We start from the raw sequence: 13,861 nt of genomic DNA, 5'->3' as shown, positions 1-13,861 counted from the left end.
AGACTAAGCATGCGATACACACTGGGGCTGATGATCTTGGGAGGGAGTGTGCTACTCTCCGGCTGTCATATTGATATGTGGGAGCAGCCCAAGATGAAGGCCTACTACGAGAGCGATTTCTACACGGATCGCCAGGCGAGCCGCGCGATGCCCGAGGGGACAATTGCCCGGGGCAAGCTGCGCACCGACGATGCTTATACTACAGGCAAAGAGGGGACGAAGCTTATCGCGCGTATCCCCGCTGAGGCAGTTAAGAGCTTCGGTGGCCCGAAGGCAATGCTGGATCGTGGCGAACAGCGCTATATCGTGTACTGTTCTCCGTGCCATGGCACGACAGGCAATGGCAACGGCTTTATTGCGCAGCGTGGTCTGGGTTTTTGGCAGAAACTTCCCTCAACTCTCCTCCAGCCGCGCCTCTTGAAAGTGGAGGATGGCCACATCTACGATGTGCTGACCCACGGTAAAGGGGCGATGTACGGCTACGCATCGCGCATCCAGGACTACAACGACCGCTGGGCGGTTGTCGCTTATGTTCGTGCGCTCCAACTCGCTGGTGGCACGATTCCCGAGTCCGTACCCGTTGCCGAGGCTCCTAAGCCCTCGAAGGGGGGGGCTGTGGCTAAGGCTCCGACCAAAGAGGCCATAATGCAGGAGCAAGCGGATACGGTTCAGGGAGGCGCAAACTAAATGAGCGAACACCAAACAACAGAAGCTCCCTCGGCGCTTCCCACGCTGACTAAACTAGGAAATATCGCGACGGGAATGTTTATACTGGGAGGAGCGGCTCTCGCGGCAGGCTACTTCTCGGATCAGAGCGCGGGGCACAAGGTTTTTGCGGGAGCCTACCACTTCGGATTTATCTTTTGGCTCACACTGACTCTGGGCTGTGCGACCATGACCTATCTGCACCACACGATTCGGTCACAGTGGAGTCTCTCTATCCTGAAGGTAATGGAGGCGGGCAACAAAAACCTGCTACTTATGGCCGCTTTCTTTATTCCCATTGCGATTGCGACTGTGGTGAATAAGTCCTACTTCCCTTGGGCCGATCCCGCGTTCTTAGAGAAACTACCTATTCAGAAGCAGCAGTGGCTGAACCCGACCGCGTGGCTCATTCGCGCCATTGTCTACTTTACCTTTTGGATATGGACATTAAGCCGACTAAACGCCTCTTCGAAGGCACAAGATGCAAGTCGGGACGAGAGCCTGGCGGAAGCACGCCGTAGCTTTGCTCCCCCGATGGGAGTCCTGCACGTCATCTTATTGACATTCGCCTTCACGGACTGGCTAATGTCATTAAACCCGATGTTCTTCTCCACGCTCTATGGGGCTTGGCACATGGCAACCGGGATTCTAATGGCGATCGCCTTCGGGACATTCCTGACACTACTGATGCGCACCAAGCGCCCCTACGCTGCTGCGGTGAATCCGGTACTGACCAAAGACCTGGGCAACATGATGCTTGGCTTCACGATGATCTTTGGCTACTTTACGCTCTCGCAGTTCCTGATCATCTGGTCGGGGAACCTGCCCGAGGAGATCGTCTTCTTCGTCCAGCGTTTTGAAGGCCCCTTGGTCTTTGTTGGGCTGGCAATTGTCGTGTTCCAGTTCTTTGGCCCGTTTCTCGCCCTGCTCTCTGGCAAGGCCAAGCGCACTCCCGAGCTTCTGATTTGGGTCGCGGGCTGGATCTTCTGCTTCCGCATCGTGGATGTCTGGTGGCAAGTCGTGCCGTTCTTCAAGGGCCCCTCTGTGGTTCTCTCGACAATCTGGATTGATCTTGCCGCCTTGCTTTTCCTCGGCGGTGTCTGGCTGATATTTTTTGTTCGAAACTTGAAACAAAATGAGCTCTTGCCGCTGCACGACACTCGGCTTCAGGACACTAAGCTCGCTCTGGAGGCGCACTAACTATGCATGGCTCAAACGATATTAACGAGGGCACGATTCCTGAGCTAGGCTACGACCACCGGGATGTAAACCTATCTGCCATTGTCCGCTGGATGTCCATCTTTGCAATGTTTGTCGTTGTCTCGATCATCCTGATCCAGTTTGTTTTCTACCCGCTCTTCACGCCGGACTGGAAGAAGCTAGAGCGCGATGTTCCTGCCTTCGTCACCGCGCCGCGCACTCCCCCGTACCCTCAGGTGCAAGCGGATCCGAAGCTCGATATGGAAATCTTCAAGGCCTCCGAGGAGGGGAAGCACGAGGGGTTAAGGAAGGCAAAGGCAACACTGGCGGCACGAGGGATCTCGGGCGTGACCGGTGAAGCCCCAAAAGAGGAAGGCCATTCCTTTCCTGGAAGTGGGGACTATACGGGAGCCACGAAGCACGTCGGAGGCGAACACTAATGTCACGGCGCAATTTGCTGGCCCTGCTAGCGGCGTCGGGAACGCTCGTGCCATCTGCATTTGCTCAAGGGCAGTCGCAGCAGGCACCGTCTGGCTCACAGCCACGTTTTGACACGAGCATCAATGCGGCGCGTGATGTCGCTATTGACCAGAACCTGGATAAAGCACTTCCGCTGACGGCTACATTCCACGATGAGCTGGGGCGAACCGTTGCACTAAAAGAATTCTTTGGCAAGAAGCCAGTCTGGTTAGTGCTGCCGTTCTTCAAGTGCACGGGAACCTGTCCGATGATGGTGGATGGCATGATCTCCGTGATGCACGAGCCGGGACTGGGGTACCAGATCGGGCGCGACTTTGAGATCGTTGTCATCTCTATCAATCCTCGGGAGACGCCACAGATCGCGTCCGCCAAGAAACAAGAGTACATTAGTAAACTGGGTCTTGCGGGTGCGGAGAAGTCGTTTCATTTCCTGACCGGCGATGAAAAAAATATCCGGGCAGTGGCAGATGTGTTAGGCTATAAATATGTTTACGATGCCAAGACGGATCAGTATGCCCACGCGAGTGCGACATTTGTGGCGACGCCTCAGGGCAAAATCTCGCGTTATCACTTCGGTGTGAGTTACTTGGCAAAGGATGTTCGACTCTCGCTTACAGAAGCGGGAAGAGGGCATATCGGAAATGTCTCAGAAAAGATCCTTCTCTTCTGCTACTTCTACGACCCACAGCGAAATACGTACGGTCTAGCAGCATTTCGGATTGTCCAGGTTCTGGGAACCCTGACCGTCTTAGCACTGGGATCGTTTATGATTATCAACTTCCGGCGAGATGCCCGGGAGCAACAGTTGACCCGAACTTCGGGTGGAGACGCCGCAACAAAGGCGTCCAACAGAGAGGCTTGATTACCGATGGGTGAAATGCCTATGCGTCCTCCGGCAGCATCGGAGTTCGCAAATAATGTGGATGTGCTCTATTTTGTGCTCGTCGCTATAACGGTGATTTTTACCGTTCTGGTGATGGGGCTGCTGATCTTCCTGGTAGCACGTTACCAGCGAGGAAACAATGTCGATCGCTCAAATCCTGTGGATCACCATACGGGGCTTGAGATCGCCTGGTCTCTGCCTGCGCTTGTGCTGGGCTTGGGGATCTTTGTCTGGGCGGCTAAGCTCTTTGGCGAGGTCTACCAGCCGCCAAAGAACGCCAAGGAGATCTTTGTGGTTGGCAAACAGTGGATGTGGCACATGCAGCACGCGAACGGGATTCGGGAGAACAACGAGCTCCATATTCCTGTGGACGAACCCGTGAAGTTCACCATGATCTCACAGGATGTCATTCATGCCTTCTACGTGCCCGAGTTTCGGATGCAGCGGCAGGTACAGCCTGGTGAGTACACTCAGATGTGGGTAAAGCCTACCAAAGTTGGAAAGTACCATATCTACTGTAACATGTACTGTGGCACGCAGCACTCCGAGATGGGGGGCTGGGTCTACGTGATGAGCCGTGCAGATTACGACAAGTGGGCCGCCAGTGGCGGGACGCGCGCTGTCAGTCCTGGTGGTATCGAGTCCAAACGCGGCGCTCTGTCACTGGCGCAGCAGGGCAAAGGGCTCTACGAGAAGTACCAGTGTCTGGGCTGTCACGGAGGATCCGGCTCGGATGCTGCCAAGCGTGGCCCGTCTCTGATGGGAATATTTGGGAAGAGTCGCCAGCTTGTTAATGGCAAGGTCGTGAACGCAGACGATGCCTACTTGCGCAATGCCGTTCTCTACCCTGATGAGTTCGCTCTGGCAGGTTGGCCGCAGGGGATGCCATCGTACAAAGGGGTTCTCTCTGAGGGCGACGTTTTGGCTGTCAATGCCTATATTAAGACAATGGGAACAAAGGAAGAGCCGCAATCGGGCGCTCCCGCGCAGGAGTCTATCCCGGCGGATACGGACAACCAGCAGTTCCGCTATATGTACGGAGGAGAACAATACAGATGAGCGTAAGCACTCTGGATAGCCACGATACCCCGACAGCATCTCATGATCATGCCCGCGCGGCTCATAGGGAGAGCCCCTATGGAGTTGATAATGAGAACTACATCAACACGGATCACTCCATCAAATCCTGGTTGCTGACGGTAGACCACAAGCGCATTGCGCTTCTCTATCTCTTCTCTGTCTCCGCCTTCTTTTTGTTGGGTGGACTGGCAGCGGGACTTGTACGCTTCGAGCTGACCGCTCCGAAGGGGCAGATTCTCTCCAGTGAGGCCTACAATCGGGTGTTCTCGGCACACGGGATAATCATGGTGTTCCTCTTCCTGGTCCCGGCGGTGCCCGCGATTCTCGCTAACTTTGCACTTCCGCTGATGATCGGAGCGCGTGATCTCGCCTTTCCTCGGCTGAACCTGCTGTCATGGTACGTCTACATGACAGGGGGCACGATGATCTTGATCTCGCTGTTCTCAGGGGGAGTGGATACTGGGTGGACGTTTTACACGCCTTACTCTAGTATCTATGCTAATGGCAATGTGGCGCTGTGTTTGATGGGGGTCTTTTTCGCGGGGTTCTCCTCTATCTTCACGGGGCTAAACTTTATCGTCACGGTGCACAAGATGCGTGCTCCGGGTATGACTTGGTTTCGTCTGCCACTGTTTGTCTGGGCAATCTACGCGACCTCGATTATTATTATGCTGGGGACGCCCGTTGTGGCGGTGACCCTACTCATGGTTCTTGTGGAGCGCACTCTGGGATTCGGGCTCTTCTCGCCTGAGCTGGGAGGTGATCCCGTTCTCTTCCAGCACATGTTCTGGTTCTACTCACATCCTGCGGTCTATATCATGATGCTTCCCGCACTAGGAATCATCAATGAGATTATTGCTGCTAACTGTAAAAAGCGTATCTTTGGCTATGAGTTTGTCGCGATGTCATCTCTGGCGATTGCGGCCTTTGGCTTTGTCGTGTGGGGCCACCACATGTTTGCCACTGCCCAGTCTATGTACTCCAGCATGGTCTTCTCGATCATCTCGTTCCTAGTGGCAGTGCCCTCCGCCGTGAAAGTGTTTAACTGGATTGCGACAATCTTCAAGGGAAGTGTTGAACTCTCCAGCCACATGATCTTTGCCATGGGTTTCATTGGCCTCTTCGTTGTTGGTGGGCTCACCGGAATGTTTCTGGCGGCCCTGGCAATGGATATCCACCTGACAGCAACGTATTTTGTGGTGGCGCACTTCCACTATGTCATGGTGGGAGGTGCACTACTTGGTTTCATGGCCGGGCTGCACTACTGGTGGCCTAAGATGACAGGGCGGCTCTATCCCGAGTTTCCTGCAAAACTAAGCGCTATTATTCAGTTTGTCGGCTTTAACATGACTTTCTTCCCGCAGTTCATTGTGGGATATCTAGGAATGCCGCGCCGCTACCACTTCTACGCCCCTGAGTATCAGATCTGGCACATTGCCTCAACAGCGGGCTCCACGGTTCTGGGTATTGGCTTCATGATGCCGGCTTGCTACTTGATGTGGTCCTGGTTCAAGGGCCCCAAAGCGCTGGCGAACCCCTGGGGAGCTGTCGGGCTGGAGTGGACTATCCCGTCTCCACCTGTCACGCACAACTTCCTGGAGATCCCCATCGTGACCTGGGAAGCGTATGAGTACTACGGTGAGCATCCTGCCCACGATGTCCTGGACCATGCCCACGATCACGACACAGAGAAGATCGCTCCCGTTCGAGAGGAAACGCACGTATGAGTCTGCACGCTCTAGAGCCCAACGCGGGTGGGGAGCATACCCACGGCGCTGGTCAGCGCGTCTCGATGCAGTACGAGAACATTGATCAGCAAAATGAGAGCTACCTGGTGGGCATGTGGTCGTTTCTGGTAACAGAGATTATGTTCTTTGGGGGACTGTTTCTGGCCTACTCACTCTACCGAGTCATGTACTTCAATACCTACCTGGAAGCCCATCAGTTTCTGCTCCAGTACAATTGGCTTGGGATGCACAATGGTTTTCCGTGGCTGGGGACGATCAATACCACCGTACTACTCACCAGCTCACTCTTTATGGTGCTGGCAGTCTACAATGCCCAGATCGGGCAGCGGATCAAGACAATCCTCTGGTTGACTACAGTGGTTGGGTGTGCGCTGATCTTTATGGTGGTCAAGTACTTTGAGTACACCAACAAACTCCATGAGGGCCTCTACCCCGACCGGAACTTCAACTACGCCCGTGCGCTGTATATTCTCAAGACGGAGCATGCCGCCGGTCACGGAGGCGGTCACGAAAATCCCCGCGCAAACTTTGCTTGGACGGCGATGAAAGACGCGGAGAAAGCCGGAGCGAAACTCTCGGAAGAGGGCTTGGAGATTCCTGCGACACAGACCAGGAAGCTTGCTTCGGGGATCGATCAACGGCTGACCTCTGTACCTGGCGACACGATTGCATTCTCGGTGCCTGATGCGGCCTACACGCGTTACTTGTCTGAGTCGAATCATGCACGTCTGTTCATGAGCATTTATTTCTCCATGACCGGGCTCCACGGAATCCACGTCTCATTGGGAATTGTGATGATGGGGCTACTAATACTCTTCTACTGGAAGAAGCACCCGTGTGTGGACGACTACATGCCCTTGGAGATGATAGGGCTGTACTGGCACTTTGTTGACATCGTGTGGATCTTCCTGTTCCCGCTGATGTACCTGATCTCGTAAAGGAAAGACGATGGCAGATAATACACACGGACACAGCCCGGTTCATCCGGCAGTTGAGGTCATTCACCATCCCAAGCCCGCGCTTTATTGGCTGACTTATGCGATACTGTTTGTTCTATTAATTGTGACAGTGGTACTCTATTACTTTGATCTGAGTGCTGCGAGTGGCTTAATAGGACTGAACTTTGTGATTGCCATGATTGTGGCGACGGCTAAAGCCTACTTGGTTGTGCGCAACTTCATGAATGTCAAAGGGAGCACTAAGCTGACCTTCCTCTGGGCAATGCTGGGCTTTATCTGGCTGATGCTCATGGCGGGTGTCTTCCTTGATTCTCAGAATCGCCCGCACCAGGGAGGTTGGGAAAAACCGTTTGTTCGTTATTAGTGCGTAACTACCTAAGCCCGGCATATTTGTGCCGGGCTTTTTATTTGGAGACAATAAACAATGACTGTTACCGTTTGGGGAGAGAATCTCCATGAACAGCAGCACGAGGCGGTGCAAAAGGTCTATCCTCATGGGATGCACAATGCTATTGCGGATGGTCTGCGAGAGCTACTTGCGGAAAATGCAACTGTTCGGACGGCGACCCTTGATCAGCCTGAGCATGGCTTGACCGATGAGATTCTCAATAGCACAGATGTGCTGACCTGGTGGGGGCACATGGGCCATGACAAAGTTGAGGATGCGATTGTTGAGAAGGTTCACAAGCGTGTTTTAGAGGGGATGGGGCTGATTGTGCTGCACTCGGGGCACTACTCTAAGATCTTCCGAAAGCTCATGGGGACCACCTGTGGCCTGATCTGGCGTGACGACGATCTGGAGCGGGTCTGGACGGTGCGACCAGGACACCCGATCACTGAGGGGTTGCCGCCGGTCTTTACTGTTCCACTGACCGAGATGTACGGAGAGTTCTTCGATATTCCCCAGCCCGATGAGCTGGTTTTTATCTCTAGCTACGGCGGGGGCGAAGTGTTCCGCTCAGGCTGCTGCTGGAATCGTGGGCGTGGCAAAGTCTTCTACTTCTCGCCGGGCCACGAGACCTATCCGATTTACTTCCAGCCGGAGATTCGCCGTGTGATCGCTAACGCGGCAAAGTGGGCGGCTCCTACCACAGATTTTGGAATTCGGGGCTGTCCCCATGCTGTCAAGGGCTGGTTTGAGACAAATCCCAATCTGGGTTGGGAGAAGAAGTCTTGAGGAAGGCACTGCTTGTGGGCGCGGGTGGCATGGGCCAGGGCTGGGCGAAGAACCTTGCCGCACACGCCGATCAAGTGACTCTTGTGGGGTGGGTGGATATTCGAGAAGGGGCCGCCGCCGCCGCCGCTGAGAAGAACGCCATTAGTGTAGCGTGGACGGGCATGGAGCTAGAGCGGGCCATCACCGAGGCTCAGCCCGACTTTGTAGTGGACGTCACCATCCCGGAAGCCCACCATGACGTAACGCTTACGGCGCTGGCACACGGCATTCCGGTGATTGGCGAGAAACCGATGGCGCACTCGATGGAGGCGGCGCGGGCGATGGTGGCGGCGAGCGAAAAATCTGGCAAACTCTACATGGTGAGCCAGTCGCGCCGCTACGACAATCGCATCATGGCCTACCGGCGACTGATCGAAAAGACCTGTGGGCCGCTGGGAATCCTCAACGCGGACTTCTATATTGGAGCACATTTCGGGGGATTTCGCGACGAGATGGAGCATGTCTTGCTTCTTGATATGGCGATTCATAGCTTCGATCAGGCACGCTTTCTCTCCGGGGCTGATCCCGTGTCGGTCTATGCGGAGGAGTTTAACCCTGCGTGGTCCTGGTACAAGGGCGCTGCCTCGGCGACGTGCTTATTCGAGATGGCAAACGGGCTGCGCTTCACCTACCGTGGCTCGTGGTGTGCAGAGGGCTTGCACTCTAGCTGGGAGTGCGACTGGCGCACCGTGGGAGCGCACGGCACGGCGCTCTGGGATGGGCATAGTGCGCTCAAGGGCGCAAAAGTCACGGGGACGGAGGGGTTCCACCACGCCACCGAAGCCCTAGAGGAGCCGATCACGGAGGAAGTCTCCGGCGGCATCGCGGGGAGCCTTGAGGATTTTCTGCACGCTCTGGACACGGGAGCCACTCCCATGGGCGAGTGCCACGATAACATCAAGAGCCTCGCAATGGTCTTTGGTGCAGTCGAGTCCGCCACGACGGGCAAACGGGTACAGATCACCGTCTGACCGCCGATTGAAATCAGCGTCTACAGTGGCGCAAGCGCCGCAAAGCCCATGCCTAATTTTATTAGGCGCTCAGTTGGCGTCTTCGTAGTAGTCGGCGATGTGGACTCCCACCAGCGCAGGCAGGAGCAGAAGTGTCTTTTGTGCCCAAGTCAAGGGGAGAGCCTGTTTTTCCTGTTGTCGCATAGTTAGCTCATTAAAGAAATTATACCGTCATTTGTTGTCTGACGATGATAGAATGCAACGTTTATGCGCCTTAAGCGGTTGACCCTCCATGGTTTTAAGACGTTCGCAGATAAGACGGAGATTGAGTTCGTCCCCGGCGTGACGTGTATTGTCGGGCCTAATGGGTCGGGCAAGTCCAATCTGCTCGACGCGCTGGTATGGTGTTTGGGGGAGCAAAAAGCCTCAAATCTGCGTGCAACGAATGCGCGCGATGTGATCTTTGCAGGCTCGTCCAAGCGCAAGCCGATGGGCATGGCCGAAGTCACGCTCACTGTAGACAACGAAGATCGGTTTCTGCCCTTAGACTTCTCCGAAGTCAGTGTTACTCGGCGAATCTATCGCAGCGGCGAGAGCGAGTTTTTGCTCAATAAAGTGGCGTGTCGGCTCAAAGACATCGCGGATTTATTTACCGATACGGGGGTGGGCCGAGGAGCCTACGCCATTGTCAATCAGAGCGAGATTGATGGGATTCTCTCCGCCAAGCCCGAGGATCGGCGTGAGCTTTTTGAGGAAGCGGCGGGCATCAAGAAGTACCGGGTGAAGAAGCGCGAGGCGCAGCGCAAGCTAGAGAACACCGAGATTAACCTCATCCGAGTGCGGGATATTCTCGGGGAGCTGAACACCCAAGTCGAGCCCCTGCGCCAGCAGGCCGACGTGGCGCGGACGCACAATGCGCTCACCGAACGGCTGCGTGCCGTGGAGGTCGGGCAGCTTGCGGCGGACTACAAGCGTGCCAAAGACGAGCTTGCGGAGCTAGAGAGAGCCGTCGAGGCGGCGAAGAAAGAGGCCGAGGCGCTTGGTGTCGAAGCCGAGGAGCTGGAGGCAAGTGCGCTCGGCTTGGGACAGCGCATCTCGGATGCCGAGAGCCAGATGGACGCGGCACGTATTCGCCAGCAGCTCACGATGACGCAGGTGGAGCGTCTGGAGAGCCGGATCGCCCTCGCCGAAGAGCGCAAGAGAAGTGCCCGGCAGACACTGGAGTCTCTGGCGACGGATCTTGAGACACTCGACTCGGATAAGCTGCGCCTTGCCACCGAGGCCGAGACACTCAAAACGGAGGCGAAGAGCGCCGAGACAGGGCTGGCCGAAAAGACGAAAGCCCTCGCCGATGCCGAGAGTGTTGCGCGTGAGGCGGATAAAGCACTCGGGGAGCTCTCCCGAATGCTCGCCGGCCAGGAGGCGGACTATCTAAGCTTGGCGCGGAAGCTCGCCGCACAAAAAGCCGAGCGAGATAGTCTTCGGGAGCGTATCCTCAGACGTGGAGAGGAGATTCGCGACGCTAACGAGCGAGCTTGCCAGCGTGCGGCAGAAGTCGCGAACACTCTCAAGGAGCAATCCCAGCTTGCGGAGGCACTGGAGACTCAGAAGCAAGAGCAATCCGATGCTAGATTGGCACTGGAGAGGGTCGCCGAACCCATTTTCAAAGCTGCGGTTGAAGCGGTAACCCAGCTCGAAGAGCTGCGCAGAAGCAAAGAGCGAGAGCTTGCTGGTTCCGAGTCCCGCCTGAGAGTGCTGGAAGAGACCGAGGCGATGCAGGAAGGCTACTTCACGGGTGTGCGTGCGGTGCTTACCGCTGCGGCGGAGGGGAAAATCCCGGGGCGCTTTACGCTCTTTGCCGATGCCATCAAAGTTCCTGCTACGTTTGAAACCGCCATTGAGGTTGCCTTAGGGGGAAGCCTTCAGGACATTATTACCGACACCGAGCTACAGGCTAAGGCGGGTATTCGCTTTCTCCATGAGACCCGAGGCGGACGCGCCACGTTTCTGCCGCTGGATAAGCTACGCGACCAGCCGGTTCCCCAGGCGCTTCGGGCGGCGGCAAAGAAGTTCAAAGGCGTCTATGGCTCCGCTGCGGAGCTGATTAGTTTCTCCGACGATGTCTCGCTTGCCGTTCGCGTGCATCTGGCGCGTGTTTTAGTGGTTGAGGATCTAGACACCGCCACCGAGGTCTCACGGCAGATCGAGCGGGACTGGGCACGGATTGTGACCCTCAGTGGTGAGCTTGTGGTGCCCACGGGCGCAATTACCGGTGGGCGTACCGGGCGGCAGGGGCCAAACTTACTCTCGCGCAAACGGGAGATCGGGGAGCTTGGTGAGGCTGTCGAGGCGGGGCGAGTGGCTCTGGAGCGCATCGCGACCCAACAAACCGAGGCGCGGACCGCAAGTGAGGCCGCTCGTCAAGCCGTGCGCGAGGCCGAAAGCGTGATCCAGCGGGCGCGTGAGGTAGTTTTGGATACTGAGCGCCGTGTCCAAAATAAAAAAACCGAGACGGAACGGCTGCAAAAAGAGGCGCTTCAGCTCCAGACACGCGCGGGACAGCTTGCGGCCTCAGGGGAGGCGGATGCGAGCCGGGAAGCGACGCTCTCTGCTGCCATCGAGGACGCTGACCGAACCGATGAGTCGGTGCTCGCCAGCCGCGAGGAGCTCACGCGCCGTCAGGCGTCGCTCATGGTGCGCCGCGACGAAGCGCGCAATCAGGCACGGACGATTGCCACGGAAGCGGCGAGCCTGCGGGAGCGCGTGGTAGGGCTCTCGCGCGATGCCAAGCGTGCCAAAGAGGGGGCCTTGCGCGCCACGATCACGGGCGAAGAGCGTCGCCGCCGTGCCGTTGAAGCGGAGACAGTGATCACTACGGAAGATGCCGAAGCGGTCCAACGTGCCGGCGAGCGCGACATCGCGAAAAAATCTCTTGACGAAGCCGCTCTTGAGGTCGAAAAGTGGCGCGAGCGGCGCCAGGCGTTAGTGAACGAGAACTTTCAGCTCACCGAGCGCATTCGCTTAGTACAGCGCACGATTGGATTTGCGACAGAGCGCGGCCAGCAGGCCCGCTTGCGTGCCGCTCGTGTCGAAACGCAGGCAGAGACGGTCGGCCAGCGCCTGCAAGATGAGTACGATCTGCACCCAGACTCCGCCGTCGCGCTCACCGGCGGCGCTCCCGTTGAAAAAGATGTCGCACAGGAGATCGCTCGCCTGCGTCGCGAGATCCGCGCGCTGGGAACCGTTAATTTAGGAGCCATCGAAGAGTACGAGCGGGTCTCGGAGCGTTTTCGGTTCCTCACGGAGCAAAAAGCCGATCTGGACAATGCCAAGGCCAAGCTCCTCTCTACGATCACCGAAATTGATGACTCCACGCGCGGCGTGTTTGCGGAGACGTTCGATAAAGTGAATGTCGCGTTCCAGAAGTTCTTCACCCGGCTCTTTGGGGGCGGCTCGACGGATTTGGTAATGACCGATCCGAGCGATGTGCTGGAGACCGGCATTGATATTCTCGCGCAGCCGCCGGGCAAGAAGCGTCAGAACCTCTCGCTGCTCTCGGGCGGTGAGCGTGCGCTCACGGCCACCGCGCTGCTTTTTGCGTTTTTAGAAGTCCGCCCCGCCCCGTTCTGCGTTCTCGATGAAGTGGACGCGCCGCTTGATGGCGCCAATGTGGAGAAGTTCGCCGATTTAGTGCGAGAGTTTGGTCAAGAGAGCCAGTTTATCCTCATCACACACAATGCCACCACGATGGAAGCCGCCCCGCTCTGGTACGGCGTCACCATGCAGGAGCCCGGTGTGAGCCGCGGCATCTCCATGCGCGTCCCTGAGGCCGCTCCGACTCCCGAAACGCCTTCTGTGGAGTAACCAATGGTTTCCAAGGGGAGAGCTAGTGCGCCCTCGAAGCCCGTGTCTACAACAAATTCTAGTGCGACTTGTTGTTCTTGGGGCAAGCGCAAAATAACGGTTAGGCATGCCTGTAGGTTTTGAACTGCGCCCGTCATTGTGTACTGGTTCGGGTTCGGGTGCCACCCACTGCGTAGACAGCATTGTAGCCAATGCGTTCGGCCCAGATAACAGCGGACAAGTGGCGCGTTCGTAGCCGCCGACTTGCCGTTAAAAGATCACTGTCCACTTCGTAGTCCCCGCTTTCGATGTCAATGGCGACGATCTTGCCAAGGCTTTCCTGAGTTTCCACTTTTTCGCGAATCTGTTCTTGGTAGAGAGCCTTCCCACGCAAGGCGGTTTCATCGGTTTTCATCTCGTTTTCCTCGTTTTCAGTATATCAAAGTATAATTGCCTCGATGGCTAGCAAACACGAAGTTTGAAGTGTTCCAGACTTTAGTAGGGGGATTGAGGGATGCAAGCTCAGAAAGATTCGCAGGCAGTTGAGACGCAGTGGAAGGTGCTTCAGTCGGTCAATGAGTGGTCGCGCTTTATGGACACGAAAGCCGTTGCCGTGCTCACGGCGGATGGAATTCTGGTGGGGCTGGCGGGGACGGCAGGGGAACCGCATTTGGCAAGATATGTGCGACACATCTAAATGTATGGAAATCCCTATAATCAAGGGCTGAGTCATTTCGTAGATGGGAAAGGCATTTTCAGCATTCATAGCAAACTTGGGCAAACGCCTGAAAACTGGG

13 protein-coding genes are annotated in these 13,861 nt (G+C 56.3%); 12 read left to right on the top strand and 1 reads right to left on the bottom strand.

The annotated features are described in order from the left end of the window. The first annotated feature begins 9 nt into the window (after positions 1-9). The 11 genes from ACH2ED_RS04760 (at position 10) to smc (ending at position 13,085) form a co-directional block, all read left to right on the top strand. Entirely contained in the window at positions 10-687 is a 678-nt protein-coding gene (locus tag ACH2ED_RS04760) for a c-type cytochrome (protein ID WP_395089063.1), read from the top strand. After that, on the top strand, positions 688-1,905 hold the full coding sequence (locus ACH2ED_RS04755) for a hypothetical protein (protein WP_395089062.1): 1,218 nt from the start codon (positions 688-690) through the stop codon (positions 1,903-1,905). Between the two features lie 2 nt (positions 1,906-1,907). Beyond that, positions 1,908-2,345: a hypothetical protein gene (locus ACH2ED_RS04750; RefSeq protein WP_395089061.1), complete on the top strand. Its 438-nt coding sequence runs from the start codon at positions 1,908-1,910 to the stop codon at positions 2,343-2,345. Continuing rightward, positions 2,345-3,247 carry an SCO family protein gene (locus ACH2ED_RS04745; RefSeq protein ID WP_395089060.1) on the top strand — a complete coding sequence of 301 codons (903 nt, stop codon included), beginning with the start codon at positions 2,345-2,347 and terminating at the stop codon, positions 3,245-3,247. Before ACH2ED_RS04750 ends, ACH2ED_RS04745 begins: the two co-directional genes overlap by 1 nt. Before the next feature lie 21 nt (positions 3,248-3,268). Then, positions 3,269-4,327 (top strand): cytochrome c oxidase subunit II, encoded by a 1,059-nt coding sequence (gene coxB / locus ACH2ED_RS04740; protein ID WP_395089059.1) that lies wholly within the window; start codon positions 3,269-3,271, stop codon positions 4,325-4,327. Beyond that, entirely contained in the window at positions 4,324-6,075 is a 1,752-nt protein-coding gene (locus tag ACH2ED_RS04735; protein ID WP_395089058.1) for a cbb3-type cytochrome c oxidase subunit I, read from the top strand. The genes coxB and ACH2ED_RS04735 overlap by 4 nt, the downstream gene beginning before the upstream one ends. Then, a complete protein-coding gene (locus ACH2ED_RS04730) occupies positions 6,072-7,034 on the top strand; it encodes a cytochrome c oxidase subunit 3 (RefSeq protein ID WP_395089057.1) in 963 nt (320 codons plus the stop codon). The genes ACH2ED_RS04735 and ACH2ED_RS04730 overlap by 4 nt, the downstream gene beginning before the upstream one ends. Before the next feature lie 10 nt (positions 7,035-7,044). After that, positions 7,045-7,419, top strand: coding sequence for a cytochrome C oxidase subunit IV family protein (locus ACH2ED_RS04725; RefSeq protein WP_395089056.1), 375 nt, complete (start codon positions 7,045-7,047; stop codon positions 7,417-7,419). A 60-nt stretch (positions 7,420-7,479) separates the two neighbouring features. Continuing rightward, positions 7,480-8,232: a ThuA domain-containing protein gene (locus ACH2ED_RS04720; protein ID WP_395089055.1), complete on the top strand. Its 753-nt coding sequence runs from the start codon at positions 7,480-7,482 to the stop codon at positions 8,230-8,232. Beyond that, positions 8,229-9,242 carry a Gfo/Idh/MocA family protein gene (locus ACH2ED_RS04715; protein ID WP_395089054.1) on the top strand — a complete coding sequence of 338 codons (1,014 nt, stop codon included), beginning with the start codon at positions 8,229-8,231 and terminating at the stop codon, positions 9,240-9,242. The genes ACH2ED_RS04720 and ACH2ED_RS04715 overlap by 4 nt, the downstream gene beginning before the upstream one ends. 246 nt (positions 9,243-9,488) lie before the next feature. Beyond that, entirely contained in the window at positions 9,489-13,085 is a 3,597-nt protein-coding gene (gene smc, locus ACH2ED_RS04710; RefSeq protein WP_395089053.1) for a chromosome segregation protein SMC, read from the top strand. Between the two features lie 133 nt (positions 13,086-13,218). Here smc and ACH2ED_RS04705 read toward each other — a convergent pair whose 3' ends face one another. After that, on the bottom strand, positions 13,219-13,479 hold the full coding sequence (locus ACH2ED_RS04705; protein WP_395089052.1) for a hypothetical protein: 261 nt from the start codon (positions 13,477-13,479) through the stop codon (positions 13,219-13,221). 99 nt (positions 13,480-13,578) lie between these two features. On the opposite strand from ACH2ED_RS04705, the gene ACH2ED_RS04700 reads away from it, so the two are divergent. After that, positions 13,579-13,761 (top strand): hypothetical protein, encoded by a 183-nt coding sequence (locus ACH2ED_RS04700; protein ID WP_395089051.1) that lies wholly within the window; start codon positions 13,579-13,581, stop codon positions 13,759-13,761. The last annotated feature ends 100 nt before the right edge of the window (positions 13,762-13,861 follow it).

It is taken from the genome of Armatimonas sp., assembly GCF_043757465.1.
GTDB lineage: Bacteria > Armatimonadota > Armatimonadia > Armatimonadales > Armatimonadaceae > Armatimonas.
The sequence above is the reverse complement of the archived record's forward strand: the minus strand, read 5'-3'. Positions and strand labels throughout refer to the sequence as shown.

Bases quoted from the DNA above. Each gene is read 5' to 3' on its own strand.
- ACH2ED_RS04700 (WP_395089051.1), top strand. From the start codon at position 13,579: ATGCAAGCTCAGAAAGATTCGCAGGCAGTTGAGACGCAGTGGAAGGTG.
- ACH2ED_RS04725 (WP_395089056.1), top strand. From the start codon at position 7,045: ATGGCAGATAATACACACGGACACAGCCCGGTTCATCCGGCAGTTGAG.
- ACH2ED_RS04750 (WP_395089061.1), top strand. From the start codon at position 1,908: ATGCATGGCTCAAACGATATTAACGAGGGCACGATTCCTGAGCTAGGC.
- ACH2ED_RS04735 (WP_395089058.1), top strand. From the start codon at position 4,324: ATGAGCGTAAGCACTCTGGATAGCCACGATACCCCGACAGCATCTCAT.
- coxB (WP_395089059.1), top strand. From the start codon at position 3,269: ATGCGTCCTCCGGCAGCATCGGAGTTCGCAAATAATGTGGATGTGCTC.
- ACH2ED_RS04755 (WP_395089062.1), top strand. From the start codon at position 688: ATGAGCGAACACCAAACAACAGAAGCTCCCTCGGCGCTTCCCACGCTG.
- ACH2ED_RS04760 (WP_395089063.1), top strand. From the start codon at position 10: ATGCGATACACACTGGGGCTGATGATCTTGGGAGGGAGTGTGCTACTC.
- ACH2ED_RS04705 (WP_395089052.1), bottom strand. From the start codon at position 13,479: ATGAAAACCGATGAAACCGCCTTGCGTGGGAAGGCTCTCTACCAAGAA.
- ACH2ED_RS04720 (WP_395089055.1), top strand. From the start codon at position 7,480: ATGACTGTTACCGTTTGGGGAGAGAATCTCCATGAACAGCAGCACGAG.
- ACH2ED_RS04730 (WP_395089057.1), top strand. From the start codon at position 6,072: ATGAGTCTGCACGCTCTAGAGCCCAACGCGGGTGGGGAGCATACCCAC.
- smc (WP_395089053.1), top strand. From the start codon at position 9,489: ATGCGCCTTAAGCGGTTGACCCTCCATGGTTTTAAGACGTTCGCAGAT.
- ACH2ED_RS04745 (WP_395089060.1), top strand. From the start codon at position 2,345: ATGTCACGGCGCAATTTGCTGGCCCTGCTAGCGGCGTCGGGAACGCTC.